This is a genomic window from Xanthomonas arboricola pv. guizotiae, assembly GCF_002940205.1.
Taxonomy (GTDB): Bacteria; Pseudomonadota; Gammaproteobacteria; order Xanthomonadales; family Xanthomonadaceae; genus Xanthomonas; species Xanthomonas arboricola_C.
On the sequence record NZ_MDSK01000055.1, the window covers coordinates 1 to 16,284 of the forward strand.

The 16,284-nt window shown below is 65.3% G+C and carries 12 protein-coding genes and 3 pseudogenes; 9 read left to right on the forward strand and 6 right to left on the reverse strand.

Translation table 11 applies throughout. The annotated features are described in order from the left end of the window. Nucleotides 1-107: 107 nt before the first annotated feature. Both XarbCFBP7408_RS20645 and XarbCFBP7408_RS20650 read right to left on the reverse strand, forming a co-directional pair. Nucleotides 108-1,043 (reverse strand): annotated as a pseudogene (locus XarbCFBP7408_RS20645) (N-acetylmuramoyl-L-alanine amidase); the annotation flags it as partial. A gap of 182 nt (nucleotides 1,044-1,225) precedes the next feature. Next, nucleotides 1,226-1,673 (reverse strand): annotated as a pseudogene (locus XarbCFBP7408_RS20650) (phage virion morphogenesis protein). A 445-nt stretch (nucleotides 1,674-2,118) separates the two neighbouring features. Between XarbCFBP7408_RS20650 and XarbCFBP7408_RS20660 the strand changes: the two are divergent. Further along, nucleotides 2,119-3,168 carry an aldose epimerase family protein gene (locus XarbCFBP7408_RS20660; RefSeq protein WP_104564531.1) on the forward strand — a complete coding sequence of 350 codons (1,050 nt, stop codon included), beginning with the start codon at nucleotides 2,119-2,121 and terminating at the stop codon, nucleotides 3,166-3,168. A gap of 52 nt (nucleotides 3,169-3,220) precedes the next feature. Here XarbCFBP7408_RS20660 and XarbCFBP7408_RS20665 read toward each other — a convergent pair whose 3' ends face one another. Next, the gene (locus tag XarbCFBP7408_RS20665) at nucleotides 3,221-4,012 is read right to left on the reverse strand and encodes a cytochrome C assembly family protein (protein WP_104564532.1); all 792 of its coding nucleotides are present in this window, start codon (nucleotides 4,010-4,012) and stop codon (nucleotides 3,221-3,223) included. A gap of 383 nt (nucleotides 4,013-4,395) precedes the next feature. Here XarbCFBP7408_RS20665 and ffh point away from each other — a divergent pair, with 383 nt between their 5' ends. The 7 genes from ffh (at nucleotide 4,396) to rplS (ending at nucleotide 10,018) form a co-directional block, all read left to right on the forward strand. Then, nucleotides 4,396-5,772: a signal recognition particle protein gene (gene ffh / locus XarbCFBP7408_RS20670; protein ID WP_016901489.1), complete on the forward strand. Its 1,377-nt coding sequence runs from the start codon at nucleotides 4,396-4,398 to the stop codon at nucleotides 5,770-5,772. A 92-nt stretch (nucleotides 5,773-5,864) separates the two neighbouring features. After that, complete coding sequence (locus XarbCFBP7408_RS20675) at nucleotides 5,865-6,935, forward strand: NAD(P)H-dependent flavin oxidoreductase (RefSeq protein WP_104564533.1); 1,071 nt, start codon at nucleotides 5,865-5,867, stop codon at nucleotides 6,933-6,935. Further along, entirely contained in the window at nucleotides 6,926-7,723 is a 798-nt protein-coding gene (locus XarbCFBP7408_RS20680) for an aminotransferase class IV family protein (protein ID WP_104564534.1), read from the forward strand. The genes XarbCFBP7408_RS20675 and XarbCFBP7408_RS20680 overlap by 10 nt, the downstream gene beginning before the upstream one ends. A 97-nt stretch (nucleotides 7,724-7,820) precedes the next feature. Next, nucleotides 7,821-8,081: a 30S ribosomal protein S16 gene (gene rpsP / locus XarbCFBP7408_RS20685; protein ID WP_011036396.1), complete on the forward strand. Its 261-nt coding sequence runs from the start codon at nucleotides 7,821-7,823 to the stop codon at nucleotides 8,079-8,081. A 44-nt stretch (nucleotides 8,082-8,125) separates the two neighbouring features. Further along, nucleotides 8,126-8,638: a ribosome maturation factor RimM gene (rimM, locus tag XarbCFBP7408_RS20690; protein WP_016901486.1), complete on the forward strand. Its 513-nt coding sequence runs from the start codon at nucleotides 8,126-8,128 to the stop codon at nucleotides 8,636-8,638. Between the two features lie 69 nt (nucleotides 8,639-8,707). Beyond that, a complete protein-coding gene (gene trmD / locus XarbCFBP7408_RS20695; RefSeq protein ID WP_104564535.1) occupies nucleotides 8,708-9,466 on the forward strand; it encodes a tRNA (guanosine(37)-N1)-methyltransferase TrmD in 759 nt (252 codons plus the stop codon). 144 nt (nucleotides 9,467-9,610) lie between these two features. Continuing rightward, complete coding sequence (gene rplS / locus XarbCFBP7408_RS20700; RefSeq protein ID WP_005989873.1) at nucleotides 9,611-10,018, forward strand: 50S ribosomal protein L19; 408 nt, start codon at nucleotides 9,611-9,613, stop codon at nucleotides 10,016-10,018. A 333-nt stretch (nucleotides 10,019-10,351) separates the two neighbouring features. Here rplS and XarbCFBP7408_RS20705 read toward each other — a convergent pair. Beyond that, a pseudogene (locus XarbCFBP7408_RS20705) lies at nucleotides 10,352-11,837 on the reverse strand (MATE family efflux transporter). 430 nt (nucleotides 11,838-12,267) lie between these two features. Here XarbCFBP7408_RS20705 and XarbCFBP7408_RS20710 point away from each other — a divergent pair. Then, entirely contained in the window at nucleotides 12,268-12,675 is a 408-nt protein-coding gene (locus tag XarbCFBP7408_RS20710; RefSeq protein WP_104564536.1) for an RNA-binding S4 domain-containing protein, read from the forward strand. Nucleotides 12,676-12,802: 127 nt separating this feature from the next. On the opposite strand, the gene katG is transcribed toward XarbCFBP7408_RS20710, so the two are convergent. Then, a complete protein-coding gene (gene katG / locus XarbCFBP7408_RS20715; RefSeq protein ID WP_104564537.1) occupies nucleotides 12,803-15,049 on the reverse strand; it encodes a catalase/peroxidase HPI in 2,247 nt (748 codons plus the stop codon). A 362-nt stretch (nucleotides 15,050-15,411) separates the two neighbouring features. After that, the gene (locus tag XarbCFBP7408_RS20720; RefSeq protein WP_104564538.1) at nucleotides 15,412-16,023 is read right to left on the reverse strand and encodes a DUF937 domain-containing protein; all 612 of its coding nucleotides are present in this window, start codon (nucleotides 16,021-16,023) and stop codon (nucleotides 15,412-15,414) included. Nucleotides 16,024-16,284: the final 261 nt, after the last annotated feature.

A 16,284-nucleotide genomic window follows, 5' to 3' on the forward strand; every position in this document is an offset into this window, starting at 1 on the left:
CACGCGCTTCGAGAAGTTGGACGTCATGTTCCTTGGATTCCTCAACTTCGTCCTGGTCGTTGATGGGCTTCGGATGTGTTAACAGGCCCTAGTAGTTTGCTTGAAGCACTGCCTGTTGCATATAAAATCTTTGATCCCGTACCTGTTGTTGATCCTGCATCTGTGTGTAAGCTAATGATAGCTTTTGCCTTCAGGTAGCGGGCATATCGCGGCCTTGATCGGATATCTGATCCGATTTCGTCAGCTGGTAGCGATCCCCACATGTCTTTTTCGTTCGGAAGTATTCTGGCGAGGTGATATTTTGCGGCTAGCTTCCACCATGCGAGCTTTGTGGATCCCTCTATAGTCTCCGAGGTCGAGCGCGGAAAAGCCACTGTTTCCTTCCCTCTCGTTTGAAGATGTGCAGCAAGCTTGCTGGCAAGGGTTGGGTTGTCGACGTCTTCATGCCAGCCGTTGATCAGGTCACGCTGCCATCCCCAACCTCCTCCTTTTGCTTTGGTGCGACCATGCCCTGCAGAAACCACCACAGGTGCCTCTGCCTCTGCGCTAGGAGAAAGTGTCTGCTTCTTATTGCTTGGCTCCCACTTTTCTTGAGGAAATAACTTGTCAGTAGCAATTCCACCAAATGTGCAAGATGTACCTGTGAAGCTCAAATTTCCAGTGAGTATCTCGGTGGCAACGCCTGTAATTTGGTGCAATTGATCTTCAAGCTCGCCCGAAATGTATGTATCACCCTTCGGGATAAAACCCCTTCCCAATTCGATCAGAACTATCCCAGTTTTACTGTCGAAACGGACATCAACAGGTGAGACAACTTGACCAGGTAGGCGTTTCTGACTCGCGATCGTCTTCTGAAGTTCGGCCTTTAGCAACTTGCTGAGTTCGGTACGTTGATTCGTAGATAGGCTTGCTACGTTTGGCAATGCCTGCTCCGCCAAAACCGGCGTCGTCGTGAGTATTCCAACTGAAAGCGAGAGAAGGAGGTAAGCGTTGCGTCGACTACTGAGCTTGTTCGACCGATTGCGGCCTAATTTTAATTCCATGACATCACTCCATGATCTTTGGGGATGGGAAAGCCCCGGGTCGCTGCAGCACTCCGTTGCCTCCCCAAGACCAAACTACCCCCATTCCATTCCCGCGTCAAAAACCCGACGCTTCTAATGCGCGCATGGTCATCTTTGCTCGCGTAACTCGCTCGGACTGTCATGCTTCTGACTTGGCTGCTTCACTCAGCTACGTGATTCAAGAGTTGATTGCGTACGATGCGTCGGTCCTCAACGGAAAGGCCTAGCAGCACACGTTTTTCATAACAGGCCCTGGGGCCACGAAGTCGCACTCGCTCGGCCAGCTCTTCTTAATACACCCGGGCAATGCGCGACACGCGTCCCACAAATCCCACGCTTACAGCATTGGGGCTGGCGTTGACCTTGAAGAACTTGGCCTGCCGCAGCTTGGCAAACATCTTCGCGCGTTTGACGCGCCCCGACTTCTGCGGCAGCTGCTGCTTGCGCGGTGCGTACGGCGAACCAACGGGCGCCTGCTGGTTGCCGATGCGCTGGCTCTGCGAGCGCCAATTCCGTTCCGATCTTGCGGGCCAGTGCTGCGGCGTTCGTCCGGTTTCAAGCGGGCAGTAGTGGCGCGGCCCAGTTCTCCAGCGCGGTCAGCTCATCCATTTGGGATCGATCACCGGCTCGGGCGCATGAGCGATGTCGTAGCCGTCGCCATCCTTCGCGGTCACGACCACGCATTCGGGCAGCGCTACTTGATCGACAGATTCACGGCTCCGGTGCGTGCAGATCGATCCAGCCCTGCAGCGCGCTCAGCTATGCGGCGGTGGCGTGGCAGCTGGTGTAATGGCCGGCGACGGTACCGGCAATCCCGTGTCGACCAGGACGGTCAGACCGTTGTTTTGCCAGTGCGCCGCTGCACCCCTTGCACTTGGCTAGATATGCAGTAACAGACGCGGCTGCTCGTCTACTGGCGAGCCCGGTCTGCACGCCCATTCGGTGCTAGTTGCCCTGGAAAGCGAGTGCTAGCGTCAAGATGCGCGCATCGGCATGGCCGGCGACCGCGCTCCCCCGCTATGCTCGCCAGCTTCCAGTATCGGCAGGACGATCCATGCAGCGAGTGTTCGGGCAGTTGCCAGACGGTGTCGACGTCCACGCGCTCACGCTGCGCAGCACTGCCGGGCTGGAAGCGGAGGTGCTCACCTACGGCGGCATCCTGCATGCGCTGCGGCTGACCACCGCGCACGCGGTGGTGCCGCTGCTGCTGGCATTGCCGGATCTGCCGGCCTACGCCGCCGATGGCGACAGCCTCAACATCCTGGTCGGCCGCTTCGGCAACCGCATCGCCGGTGCGCGCTACGCGCTGGACGGGGTCACTCACGTGCTGGCGGCCAACGAAGGGCGCAACCAGTTGCACGGCGGTCTGCGCGGCTTCGGGCGACGGGTGTGGAGCGTGCTGGAGCAGGCGCCGGATCAGGTACTGCTGGGCTACGACTCGCCCGATGGCGAAGAAGGCTACCCCGGCAATCTGCAGGTGCGGGCGCGTTTGCAGCTGCACGGGCTTGGCCTGCAGCTGGACTTCGAGGCGCAGTGCGATGCCGCTACCGCGTTGAACCTCACCCATCACCCGTATTTCAATTTATCCGGCGACCCGCATCGGCGCGCCGCGCTGCAGGTGCTGCGGGTGCCGGCCGATCGCTATCTGCCGGTGGATGCCGAATCGATCCCGACCGGCGAGATCGCCTCGGTCGCCGGCACGCCGTTCGACTTCCGCCAGCCTGCCGCGCTCGCCGACAACACCGAGCCGGCGCATCCGCAAATCATCCTCGGCAAGGGCTACGACCAATGCCTGGTGCTGGCTGCCGGGGCCGATTGCGTTGCCGAGCTGTACTCGCCGCACAGTGGCGTGGCGCTGCGCATCAGCAGCGACGCGCCGGCGGTGCAACTCTACGAAGGCCAGCATCTGGACGCGCACCATCCCGGCCTCGGCCGCGGCGTCTGCCTGGAGCCGCAGGACTACCCGGACGCGCCCAACCACCCCAATTTTCCGTCGACGATCCTGCGGCCCGGGCAGGTCTACCGCCGCCGCATCGCCTATCACTTCGCCAGCCCGGGGCCGGATCAGCCGTGGGCGGCGGTGAGCGCTGCGCTGGACGCCTGAGCGCGGGTGTCGCGGCGACGGCGGGGCCGCGACGGGCCTGGAGCCAACGCGATCAGCGCGGCCCCAGTACCAGTTCGATCACGAACTTGCTGCCGAAGAACGACAACACCAGCAGCGCCATCGCGGTCAGCGTCCAGTGCACTGCCTTGGTGCCGCGCCAGCCGTTGCGCCAGCGGCCGATCAGCAGCGCACCGAATACGATCCACGACAGGATGCTGAGCACGGTCTTGTGCAGCAGCCGCTGCGCCAGGAAATCCTGCACGAACAGCAGCCCGGTCAGCAGGGTCAGGCTCAGCAACACGAAGCCGACCGCGATCGTGCGAAACAGCAAGGTTTCCAGCTCGGTCAACGGCGGCAGCGCACGCAACCAGGTATGGAAGTCGCGCCGCCGCAGCGCACGCTCCTGCAGCCACAGCATGATCGCCAGCAGCGCGGCGATGCCCAGGGTGGCGTAGGCCAGCAAGGCCATCCAGGCGTGCAGCTCCAGCCGCCAGCCCAGGTCTGCACTCGGCTCGTGGCCGTAGGCGTGATAGCAGGCCAGCAGAATCGCCGACAGCGGAAACACCACCACGCCCACCGCCGCCATTCGCCCGCGGCCGCCGAACACTGCCGTCAGCGCGGCCATGCCCAGGCCGCACAGCGATAGCGCCGCGAAGAAATGCATGTCCGGCCCGCCGGCGGTGCGCAGCGCCACCAGCACGTGGTACCCGGCGTGCAGCGCCACGGCGGCCAGTGCCGGGATCAGCCAGCGGGCAGGCGCCTGGTTGCCATCGCGCAGCACCGAGCGGGTGAGCAGCGCCGTGGCCAGCAGATACAAGGCGAACGCGATGAGAACGATTGTCATCGTGGAAGTTTCGCATATTGGGGGCTGGGAATCGGGAATCGGGAATCGGGAATCGGGAATCGGGAATCGGGAATCGGGAATCGGGAATCGGGAATCGGGAATCGGGAATCGGGAATCGGGAAAAGCAGTTGCGAGCTGCGGGGGCTGGAGGTGGGCTGGCGTGCTGGGGGCGGAGCGCGAGCGGGCAGGGGCTACCTGCTGGCACTGCAGTTGCCGTTCCTGTCCTAGCGCTGCTGCGCTGGTTGGCCGTGCGCATTGCTGCGCGTTGGTGAAGCTGCTTGCGGTTCGGCTTCGCCGGTCGGGCCGCGGGCGGCCGCCGGGGCAGGCCGCCAGCCGGTGCCGCTATAATCGGCACCCGTTTCCCCTCACGCGGTCCCTTGCGCATGTTCGAGTCCCTTACCCAACGTCTCTCCGGCACCATGGAGCGCCTGCGCGGCCGCGGCCGCCTGACCGAGGAGAACATCCGCGAAGCCACCCGTGAAGTGCGCATCGCGCTGCTCGAAGCCGACGTGGCGCTGCCGGTGGTGCAGGCGCTGATCGAGCGCATCAAGGTGCGCGCGGTCGGTCAGGAAGTGCTCAAGTCGCTGACCCCTGGCCAGGCGCTGATCAAGATCGTCCGCGACGAGCTGACCGCGGTGATGGGCGCGGCCGCCACCGACCTCAACCTCAACGTGCCGGCGCCGGCGATCATCCTGATGGCCGGCCTGCAGGGCGCGGGCAAGACCACCACGGTCGGCAAGCTCGCCAAGCACCTGAAGGAAAAGCGCAAGAAGAAGGTCATGGTGGTCTCGGCCGACGTCTACCGCCCGGCCGCGATCGAGCAGCTCAAGACCCTGGCCGAGCAGGTCGGCGTGCTGTTCTTCCCGTCCGACGCCTCGCAGAAGCCGGTCGACATCGTGCGCGCCGCCATCAGCGATGCGCGCAAGTCGTTCGCCGACGTGCTGCTGGTCGATACCGCCGGCCGCCTGGCCATCGATGCGGCGATGATGGAGGAGATCAAGGCGCTGCACGCCGCGGTCAACCCGACCGAAACCCTGTTCGTGGTCGATGCGATGACCGGCCAGGACGCGGCCAACACCGCCAAGGCCTTCGGCGAGGCGCTGCCGCTGACCGGCGTGGTGCTGACCAAGACCGACGGCGACGCCCGTGGCGGCGCCGCGCTGAGCGTGCGCTACATCACCGGCAAGCCGATCAAGTTCGTCGGTACCGGCGAAAAGACCGACGGCCTGGACGTGTTCCATCCCGACCGCGTCGCCAGCCGCATCCTGGACATGGGCGACGTGCTGTCGCTGGTGGAGCAGGTCGAGCACAGCGTCGACCAGGAAAAGGCCGCCAAGCTCGCCGCCAAGGTCGCCAAAGGCAAGAAGTTCGACCTCAACGACATGAAGGAACAGCTTGAGCAGATGCAGAACATGGGCGGCATCCATGGGCTGATGGACAAGCTGCCGGGCATGGGCCAGATCCCGGACAACGTCAAGCAGCAGGTCACCGGCAAGGAAGTGCCGCGCATGATCGCGATCATCAATTCGATGACCAAGAAGGAGCGCCGCAACCCGGCCCTGCTCAACGGCTCGCGCCGCGCCCGCATCGCCCGCGGCTCCGGCATGCAGCCGGCCGACGTCAACAAGCTGATGAAGCAGTACCAGCAGATGGAAAAGATGATGGGCAAACTGGCTGGCGGCGGCATGAAGGGCCTGATGCGCAACATGAAGGGCATGATGGGCGCCATGGGCGGCCGCGGCGGCATGCCGTTCCGTTGAGCTTCAATCGGCGACGCGCGCGGTAAGTCCTTCGACAGGCACGCGTGGCGTTGAACTCGCGCATGACGCGTCATCACTTCAGGCCGCGCACGATGGGTTCGTTTTCGCAGATCGACGCCTTCCAGCAGCGTTTTGGTTTAGGCCTTCCCATCCTGCTCAGCCCCATGGCCGGCGCCTGCCCGGTGCCGTTGTCGGCGGCGGTTGCTGAGGCTGGCGGCATGGGCGCGATGGGTGCGGTGTTGTCGCAACCGCAGGACATCGTGGCGTGGATGGCGGCGTTTCGCGGCGCGAGCGCCGGGCCCGCCCAGGTCAATCTGTGGATTCCCGATCCGGCCCCTGTGCGCGACGCCGCGGCAGAGGCGCGCGTGCGTGCGTTTGTGTCGCAGTGGGGGCCGCCGGTTCCCGAGGATGCGGACGACGCAACACCGGCCGACTTCGATGCTCAGTTCGACGCCTTGCTCGCCGCACGGCCCGCCGTCGCCTCATCGATCATGGGCGTGTTTCGGCCCGATCAGGTTGCGCGGCTGAAAAGCGCCGGTATTGCCTGGTTCGCCTGCGCTACCACGCTGGACGAAGCGCGTGCGGCCCAGGCGGCCGGTGCCGATGCGGTGGTTGCGCAGGGCGCCGAGGCCGGTGGGCATCGTGGTGCATTCGACGCCGGTCGGGCCGAGCGGCAGATGACCGGGTTGTTCGCCTTGTTGCCGCGTTTGGTCGATCACCTTGACATCCCGGTGATCGCCGCAGGCGGCATCTCTGATGCGCGCGGGATTGCCGCGGCGCTGACGCTGGGTGCGAGCGCCGTGCAGATCGGTACCGGCCTGCTGCGCACGCCCGAGGCGGCGCTGCCCAGTGCCTGGGCGGACGCCCTGGCCCGGGCCGAACCGGAACAGACCCAGCCGACCCGTGCATTTTCCGGCCGGCTGGGGCGTGCGCTCGCCACGCCCTATGTGCGTGCTGCCATCGCCGCCGAGGCGCCGGTGCCGGCGCCGTATCCGGTGCAGCGCGCGCTGACCGCACCGATGCGTCAGGCCGCCGCGCGCGACAACCGCCTGGACGCCATGCAGGCCTGGGCTGGCCAATCGGCCTGGTTGGCACCTGCCCAGCCTGCCGCGCAATTGCTAACCCAGTGGTGGGCTGAAGCACAGGCGCTGTTGTGCCGCTGATCTTCTGCAACGGCGCAGTGGCGACAGCGCAGCAGTTGGGCGCGGCCGCATTGGTCAATTACGGCCACTTCACCACCCTGCAGGTGCGCGGCGGAGCGGTACGCGGGCTGGACCTGCATCTGCAACGACTGCAACACGACGGTGCTGCCCTGTTCGGTGCATCGATCGATGAGGCATCCCTGCGCGCCCAGTTGCGCGCTGCGTTGTCGGCTGCGAACTGCGAAGACGCCAGCGTGCGCATCACCGTGTTTGCGCAGGATTTCGACCTGCGCGATCCATTGCACCAGCTTGCGCTCGATGTGCTGATCTCCATCGCGCCCGCAGCCCGTATGCCAATCACCGCGCTGCGCGTGCAGCCGGTCCGTCATGTGCGCGAGCAACCCCGGCACAAGCATGTCGGCACCTTCGCGCTGTTGCATCTGCGTCGCCAGGCCATGGCGGCCGGTTACGACGACGCATTGCTGATCGACGCGCAGGCGCATCTGCTGGAGGGTGCCTTCTGGAATCTGGGCGTGTGGCAGCAGGGCAGGGTGGTGTGGCCGCAAGGGCCGGCGCTGCCCGGCACCCAGCAGCGTCTGCTGCAGGCCGGCCTGCAGACGCTCGGTATCCAGCAGGAGTTTCGCCCGGTCGTGCTGAGCGAGCTGGGCGGCTTTGATGGCGCCTTCAGCTGCAACGCGCGCGGTCAGCAGGCGATCGTGCAAGCCGGCGCGGCGTCGTGGCCGGCGCAGGCCGCGCAGCTGCCATTGCTGGAGCAGGCCCTGCAGACCCAGGCCTGGCATGGGATCTGAGCGATTCCGGGGTGACTTGGCTTCGCCGCCGGAGCCCGCTATAATCGCCGGCTTACCGCGCCATTCTGGCGACTGGGCAACTCAGGAAAACGACACCATGGTCAAGATTCGACTGACCCGCGGCGGCGCCAAGAAGCGTCCGTTCTACCACATCATCGTGACCGACGTGCGCAGCGCGCGCGACGGCCGCAACATCGAGCGTCTGGGTTACTACAACCCGGTTGCGCAGGGCGCAGAACCGCGCGTCGTGCTGGACGTTGCTCGCGTCGACCATTGGGTCGGCCAGGGCGCTCAGCTGACCGACAAGGTGCGCAACCTGTATCGCGAAGCATCCAAGTCACAGGCCGCTGCGGCCTGATCCTGGAGGGCCGGGCGCCAGCGCCTGGCCCAGAGTCGACGCAGATGAAGCCGACCGAGCGCCGCATCCTGTTAGGCAGGATTGTCGGCGCTTTTGGTGTCAAGGGCGAGCTCAAGCTCGAATCCTGGACCGAGCCGCGCAGTGCGATCTTCCGGTATCAGCCGTGGATCGTGCGGACGCCCTCGGGGCAGGAATCGGTCGTGAGCGGCGTACGTGGGCGCGATCAGGGCAAGAATCTGATTGCGGTGTTCCCCGACGTCACCGACCGCGACACCGTCGAGGCCATGCACGGAACCGAGATTTACGTCGCGCGCAGCGTGCTGCCGCCACCCAAACCCGATGAATATTATTGGGTGGATCTGGAAGAGTTGCAGGTGGAAACCGTCGAGGGCGTCAAGCTCGGCACGGTGTCGCACCTGTTTTCCACCGGCTCCAACGATGTGATGGTGGTGCGCGGCGATCGCGAGCGGCTGGTGCCGTTCGTGCTGCCGGATTTCGTCAAGTCGGTCGACTTCGAAGCCAACCTGATCGTGGTGGACTGGGATCCGGATTTCTGACCGGAATGGCGCATCGCGCCGCTCCGCTCTTGCTTTACCCATTCCTCACTCCCGATTCCCGATTCCCCAGTGCGCATCGACGTCATCAGCCTGTTCCCCGAGTTCATCGCGCAATGCGCGGCGTTCGGCGTGGTCGGGCGGGCGCAGGAGCGTGGCCTGCTGGAATTGCAGGGCTGGAATCCGCGCGAGCATGCGCAGGGCAATTATCGCCGGGTGGACGATCGTCCGTTCGGTGGCGGGCCCGGCATGGTGATGTTGATCGAGCCGTTGCGGGCCTGCCTGGATGCGGTGCAAGCGGCGGACGCGCGTCCGGCACCGGTGATCTATCTCAGCCCGCAGGGGCGGCCGCTGACCCAGCCGCTCGCCCGCGAGCTGGCGCAGTTGCCACGCATGGTGCTGCTGTGCGGGCGCTACGAAGGGGTGGACGAGCGCTTTCTGGCGCAGGCGGTGGATATGGAAATCTCCATCGGCGACTACGTGTTGTCCGGTGGCGAGTTGGGCGCGGCGGTGCTGGTGGATGTGGTGACGCGGTTGCAGGACGGGGTGTTGAACGACGCCGAATCCGCGGCCCAGGACAGCTTCGAAGGCCCGCAAGGCCTGCTCGACTGCCCGCACTACAGCCATCCAGCGACCCATGAGTGGGGCGATGTGCCGGAAGTCTTGCGCTCGGGCAATCACGCTGCCATTGCGCGCTGGCGTCGGCAGCAGTCGCTGGGCCGGACCTGGTTGCGTCGTCCGGATCTGCTCGACGAGGCTGGGCTGGACAGGAACGATCGCCGGCTGCTGGACGAGTTTCGCCGCGAACTCGCCCCGGGCGACGAGAAATAAGGGCTCACCCCTAGCTCTTGCAAGATTGATTGGGGTACAATATGCGGCTTGCTGGCCAGCCTTGCGTCTGGCCCTCCTACGAACCTCGAGCAATCGCCGTGCGGCGACTGCCGGTCCAATATCACCAGACACGCGGTGCCCATCATGAGCAAACTCAACAAGACCATCCTGGCTGACTTCGAAGCCGCCCAGATTCAGCGCAAGCTTCCCGAGTTCAACCAGGGCGACACCGTCGTGGTGAACGTCAAGGTGAAGGAAGGCAACCGCGAGCGCGTGCAGGCCTATGAGGGCGTGGTGATCGGTACCAAGAACGCCGGCCTGAACTCCGCGTTCACCGTGCGCAAGATCTCGCACGGCTTCGGCGTCGAGCGCGTGTTCCAGACCCACAGCGCCATCATCGACTCGGTCGAAGTGAAGCGTCGCGGTAAGGTGCGCGCCGGCAAGCTGTACTACCTGCGTGGTCTGGAAGGCAAGGCTGCCCGCATCAAGGAAGATCTGGCCGCCGCTGCACAGGCCAAGGCCGCTCGCCAGGCTGCTGCCAAGGCGGAGTAAGCCACACATTGGCGGGCTTGGCCCGCCACTGCCGAACAGCCGCCTCCGGGCGGCTGTTCGCGTTTGCGGGAATGCATTGCCAAGCCGATGCCCGCTCGCAATGTACTGGTTGCCGATCTTGTTGCATCAATGTCGGAAGACCACTGCGGATCGCAGGTTGATTGGCCGCGACGATACGCAATCGCTGTGCAGCGTCGGTCAGATTGGCAGCACTCTCCAGGCTTGAATGAACGCATCGCAGGTCGCTGGTTTTGAATGCCTGGCCTTGCCACAGATGTGATGAGGCGTTCGCCCGAGATCACTGCTGCTGCGATACGCCCGCCGCAAACGCGATTAACGCTGCGGGGCTGGCGGTGGGAGTCGCTGCCCACCCGGCGCGCCGGTGAGCGGGGCTGGGTCGGCAACCGGTGATGCCGGATGTGCCGGCACTTCGGCTGCAGCCGCCAGTTCGGACGGATGCGTGGGCGTGGTCAGCATGCGTGCCTTGCGCCAGCCGCCCCAGCGGTAGTACGCCAGCGACAGAGGCCGAGCTGATCGGAAAGCTCCACCACACCGCATCGGCACCCAGATGCGGCAGCAGGATGTTGGCCAGCGGCACGCGCACGCCCCACAGCGAAAACGCCAGGATCAACAACGGTGGAATCACCGCACCGGTGGCGCGCACCACGCCCGAGACCACGAAGCTGACACCGAACAGCAGGAACGACCAGATTGCGATGTGGTTGAGGTGCCGCGCGATCTCCAGCGTGGTGCTGCCCTCGGGCAGGAACAGCGCGAGGGTCCAGCGATCGAACAGGATCAGCAGCACGATCAGCAGGCCGGTCATCAGGAAGTTGGCGGCGATGCCGGTGCGTGCGACGGCATCCACGCGCCGCCACAGGCCGGCGCCCACGTTCTGGGCAGCCATCGTCGAGCAGGCGGCGCCGACCGCCATGGCCGGCATCTGCACGTAGTTCCATAGCTGCAACCCTGCGCCGAACGCGGCAGCGGTGTCGGTACCGAAACCATTGACCAGCGACAGCATGGCGATCATCGCCAGCGAGATCATCACCATCTGCAAGCCCATCGGCACGCCCTTGACGATCAGCGCGCGCAGGATGGTGGTATCGATCCGGAACAGGTGCAGGTCGCGCCGGCCGAGCCATAAAACATGGCGCTTTTTGCGTAGATACACCAGCAACCCGACCAGCGCGACGACCTGCGCGATCAGCGTGGCCCAGGCCGCACCGGCAATGCCCAGCGCCGGAAACGGGCCGATGCCGAACAGCAGCACGGGGTTGAACACGATATCCAGCAGCACCGACAGCAACAGAAAGCGGAACGGCGTGCGGGCATCGCCGGTGCCGCGCAATGCGGCTGACAGGAAGGCGAACAGTTAGAGCGTGGGCATCGCCAGGAAGATCACCCGCAGATACTCTTCCGCCAGCGTCTGCGAGGCCGCCGGCGTGCCCATCGCGCCGAGCAGGTGCGGCGCCAGATACCAGCCGAGCACGGCGATCACGGCCGACAGCCCGCCAAAGAAGCTCGCGCTGGTGCCCATCACCTTGCGCGCCTGGGCGATATCGCGCGCGCCCATCGCCTGGCCGATCAGGATGGTGGAGGCCATGCCGATGCCGAACACCGAGCCGATCAGGAAGAACATGATGCTGTTGGCATTGGCCGCGGCAGTCAGCGCTTCCTCGCCGAGGTAGCGGCCGATCCAGATCGCGTTGACCGAGCCGTTGAGCGACTGGGCGATGTTGCCGGCCATGATCGGCAGCGCGAACAACAGGAGATTCTTGCCGATCGGGCCTTCGGTCAGGACAGCGGATTTGGGCATCGCTTGGTATCGTCGCGCTGGAACTGGGCACACTAACATTGCTGGGTGAGATCCGATGCAGTGCGATTCGGTTTGCGCTGCAGAGCAGGAGCCGTGTCCCTCATCCGGCGCTGCGCGCCACCTTCTCCCGCAGGCGGGAGAAGGGCAGGAGCTGGCGAGCGTTTGCTGGATCGGCGTTGCGCACGGACAACCGATCCCTTCTCCCGCAGGCGGGAGAAAGGCCGGGGCTTGTGAGCGTTTGCTGGATCGGTATTGCGCACGGACAACCGATCCCTTCCCCCGCCTGCGGGGAAGGTGCCCGCAGGGCGGATGGGGGTGCGCCGGCCATCGACCTGGCAATCGATCACCATCGCAGGGTTGACGGTCCAGCTTGAGTTCCCGAATGGCTGCCCAAACATCGCTTACCTGACAGAGCGAGACAGCAAGGCGCATGAATTCGGAGCTGGAACAGGGCAAGACGGTCAGGCTGGATGTCTGGCTATGGGCGGCACGCTTCTTCAAGACGCGCAGCCTGGCCAAGAACGCGGTCGACACCGGCAAGGTCGACGTGGCCGGGCAGCGGCCCAAGCCCTCGCGCGCGCTGCGCAACGGTGAGCAGCTGCGTATCGACCGTGGCGGCGAAATCTTCGAAGTCACCGTCGCCGCGCTCAGCGATGTGCGCGGCCCGGCGCCGGTGGCGCAGGCGCTGTATGTCGAAAGCGACAGCTCACGCGAGGCGCGCGCGCAATGGCGCCTGCAGCGCGCAGCCGAACGCACTGGCTATCGTGCGCCCGAGGGCAAGCCGGACAAGCGCGCGCGCCGGCTCATCAACGCATTGGGCGATATCGACGCGTTGTAACCAACGCTCTGCCGCGCGAGCGCGCCGCGCAGCAAACCTTGCAAACGCAAACGCCCCGGCTTGCCGGGGCGTTTGCGTTGTCGTGCTCATCCATACGCGTCGTGGCTAGGCATGTGGATGTCGGTGCCTACGCCAGATCGAAACGATCCAGCTGCATCACCTTGGTCCAGGCGGCGACGAAGTCCTGGACGAACTTCTCCTGTGCATCGGCACTGGCATAGACCTCGGCCACCGCACGCAGGATCGAGTTGGAGCCGAACACCAGGTCCACGCGAGTGCCGGTCCACTTGGCTTCACCGGTGCTGCGGTCGCGGCCTTCGTAGATCTCCTTCGATTCGGAGGTGGCTTTCCACTCGGTGCGCATGTCGAGCAGATTGGCGAAGAAGTCGTTGCTCAGCACGCCGGGGCGGGTGGTGAACACGCCATGGCTGGAGTCGCCGACATTGGCGCCGAGCACGCGCAGGCCGCCGACCAGCACGGTCAACTCGGGCGCGGTCAGCGTCAGCAGCTGTGCCTTGTCGATCAGCAGCGCCTCCGCGGGCACCGCATAGCGCTGCTTGGCATAGTTGCGGAAGCCATCGGCCACCGGTTCCAGCACCGCGAACGATTCGACGTCGGTCTGTTCCTGCGAGGCATCGGTGCGCCCCGGTGCGAACGGCACGCTGACGCTGTGACCAGCGGCCTGTGCGGCACGTTCGACTGCGGCATTACCGGCCAGCACGATCAGGTCGGCCAGCGAGATCTGCCTGCCGCCCGCCTGCGCGCCGTTGAAGTCGGCCCGGATGCGCTCCAGCGTGCCCAGCACCTGTGCAAGCTGCTCGGGTTGGTTGGCCTGCCAATCCTTCTGTGGCGCCAGACGGATGCGTGCGCCGTTGGCGCCGCCACGCTTGTCCGAGCCGCGGAAGGTCGATGCCGACGCCCACGCGGTGGACACCAGCTGCGCCACGCTCAGGCCGGAATCGAGGATGCTCTGCTTCAGGGCGGCGGCGTCCTGCGCATCGACCAGCGGGTGGTCGACGGCCGGCACCGGGTCCTGCCACAGCAGTTCTTCGCTCGGCACCTCGGTCCCCAGGTAACGCGAGCGCGGGCCCATGTCGCGGTGGGTGAGCTTGAACCAGGCGCGGGCGAAGGCGTCGGCGAACTGGTCGGGGTGTGCGTGGAAGCGACGCGAAATGGCCTCATAGGCCGGGTCGAAACGCAGCGCCAGATCGGTGGTCAGCATGCTCGGCCGATGCTTCTTTGATGCATCGTGGGCGTCGGGAATGATGGCGTCGGCATGCTTGGCCACCCACTGGTGCGCGCCGGCCGGGCTCTTGCTCAGTTCCCACTCGAACTTGAACAGATGGTCGAAGAAGTCGTTGCTCCACTGCGCCGGGGTGGTGGTCCAGGTGACTTCCAGGCCGCTGGTGATGGTGTCGGCGCCCTTGCCGCTGCCATAGCGGTTGTGCCAGCCCAGGCCCTGGCTCTCCAGCTCGCCGGCTTCCGGCTCGGCACCGACGTTGTCGGCCGGGCCGGCGCCGTGGGTCTTGCCGAAGGTGTGGCCGCCGGCGATCAGCGCCACGGTCTCTTCGTCGTTCATCGCCATGCGTGCGAAGGTGTCGCGGATGTCGCGCGCGGCGGCGACCGGGTCGGGCTTGCCGTCCGGGCCTTCCGGATTGACGTAGATCAGGCCCATCTGCACGGCGGCCAGCGGATTTTCCAGATCGCGGGTATGCGGCACTTCGCTGTCGTCGTCCTTCACCAGCACGCCGTGCGCTTCGTCCACCCCGGGCGAACCACGCGAGTAGCGCTCGTCGCCACCCAGCCACTTGGTTTCGCGGCCCCAGTACAGGTCCTGATCCGGTTCCCAGGTGTCTTCTCGGCCACCGGCAAAGCCGAAGGTCTTGAAGCCCATGCTTTCCAGCGCGACGTTGCCGGTGAGGATCATCAGGTCGGCCCAGGAGATCGCCTGGCCGTACTTCTGCTTGATCGGCCACAGCAGGCGGCGCGCCTTGTCGAGGCTGACATTGTCCGGCCAGCTGTTGAGCGGTGCGAAGCGCTGCTGGCCGCGACCGCCGCCGCCACGTCCGTCGCCGATGCGGTAGGTGCCGACGCTATGCCAGGCCATGCGCACGAACAGCGGACCGTAATGGCCGAAGTCGGCCGGCCACCAGTCCTGCGAGTCGGTCATCAGCGCACGCAGTTCCTGCTTGAGCGCGGCCAGATCGATGCGCTTGAACGCCTCGGCATAGTTGAAGGTCTGGCCCAGCGGGTTGGACTTGCTCGAATGCTGGCTGAGCAGGTCCACGCGCAACTGCTTGGGCCACCAATCGCGGTTGGTGGTTCCGGTGCCGACGACGGCGTGATTGAAAGGGCACTTTGCTTCGGTTGTCATGGCAATACCTGTGTGCGTGAGCACTTGGGGAGCTGTGTGCCGAAACTGCGGACACGTGCTGGTGGAATCAAAAAGGTGGGCAATGCGTCAGCGGTGGTCATCGATCGAAGGCGCAGATGCGGCCGTGGGGTTATCGAGAATGGTCGCCGGGTGTGCCGATGCTAGCGCCTGCCTGCGAGAGCGGGGATAGGTCGATATGCAGACTGTGACTGGCAGACAGACGCATCAGGCGGGCTCATCGTGGTGGCGTGCGCACACGATAAGCAGCATCGATCGGTTGGGGAATTCGAATTATTCAACCATATCGATAGCGAGACGCTATGGATGGCACGCCGGTGCCGAACCGACCTATGCCTGCGCTCTCAGCGCTTGCCGAACAGACTGCCGCCGAGCTTCATGACATCGCCCAGTCCAAGCTTTCCGTCGCCGTCCTGATCCAGCACGCTGCCCAGCAAGCCGTGGACCCCGGTGCTGCTGGCGCGCTGCTGTTCCTGCGCCAGGGCCGGGCCGAGCTGGCTGCTGGCAGCGGCAGTGCCGCCGAGGAAGCGCTTGGCCAGATACGCCATCACGATGGGTGCCAGCAACTGCAGCAGTTGATTGGCCTTGCCGGTTTCCAGGCCGGTGGCCTGGCCCAGACCAGCGGCAGCCTGCGGCGCCCTGTCGCCGAACAGATGCCCCACGATGCCGGCGCCATTGCCTTGCGCACCGCTGGCCGAGCCGCCCAGCAACGTACCGAGCAGGCTGCCGATGTCCGGGCTGCCTGCATGATCGCGCTGCAAGGCACCCAGCAACGCATCGGTGCCGCCGGCCTGCTGGCTGTTACGGCCCAGGGCGCCCACCAACAGCGGCAGCGCGGTCTGCACCGCCGCTTGCGCCTGCTCGGGCGCAATGCTGAGCCGGCTGGCGAGCTGCTGCAACTGCGGGCCCTGCAACTGCGCAGCGAGTTGATCGGTCAACGAAGCGGACGTGGTCATGGGTGTCTCCAATTGGAAAAAACGTTGCCGCAGCGTGCGCCCGTCGCGGCAGCAGAGCAACACGGCACGCGTCGCAATGCAGGGCGAGGGCAGCGATCCGCACAGTGGCAGTCAGGCCACTTCATCCGACAACAACACGGCAACGGGTTGACCAACCCCGCAAAGCTTTAGAGCGGCTAACAAAACCCTTGAATTCTGTTGAGTCGGCGACAACATTGCCGGCATGACACGTCGCAACGAGATCCCTAGTGCGCTTTGGAA

What these genes read in the sequence shown, in the direction of transcription:
- ffh (WP_016901489.1), top strand. Translation starts at nt 4,396, where the DNA reads ATGTTCGAGTCCCTTACCCAACGTCTCTCCGGCACCATGGAGCGCCTG.
- rpsP (WP_011036396.1), top strand. Translation starts at nt 7,821, where the DNA reads ATGGTCAAGATTCGACTGACCCGCGGCGGCGCCAAGAAGCGTCCGTTC.
- XarbCFBP7408_RS20720 (WP_104564538.1), bottom strand. Translation starts at nt 16,023, where the DNA reads ATGACCACGTCCGCTTCGTTGACCGATCAACTCGCTGCGCAGTTGCAG.
- XarbCFBP7408_RS20665 (WP_104564532.1), bottom strand. Translation starts at nt 4,012, where the DNA reads ATGACAATCGTTCTCATCGCGTTCGCCTTGTATCTGCTGGCCACGGCG.
- XarbCFBP7408_RS20660 (WP_104564531.1), top strand. Translation starts at nt 2,119, where the DNA reads ATGCAGCGAGTGTTCGGGCAGTTGCCAGACGGTGTCGACGTCCACGCG.
- rplS (WP_005989873.1), top strand. Translation starts at nt 9,611, where the DNA reads ATGAGCAAACTCAACAAGACCATCCTGGCTGACTTCGAAGCCGCCCAG.
- katG (WP_104564537.1), bottom strand. Translation starts at nt 15,049, where the DNA reads ATGACAACCGAAGCAAAGTGCCCTTTCAATCACGCCGTCGTCGGCACC.
- XarbCFBP7408_RS20675 (WP_104564533.1), top strand. Translation starts at nt 5,865, where the DNA reads ATGGGTTCGTTTTCGCAGATCGACGCCTTCCAGCAGCGTTTTGGTTTA.
- XarbCFBP7408_RS20710 (WP_104564536.1), top strand. Translation starts at nt 12,268, where the DNA reads ATGAATTCGGAGCTGGAACAGGGCAAGACGGTCAGGCTGGATGTCTGG.
- rimM (WP_016901486.1), top strand. Translation starts at nt 8,126, where the DNA reads ATGAAGCCGACCGAGCGCCGCATCCTGTTAGGCAGGATTGTCGGCGCT.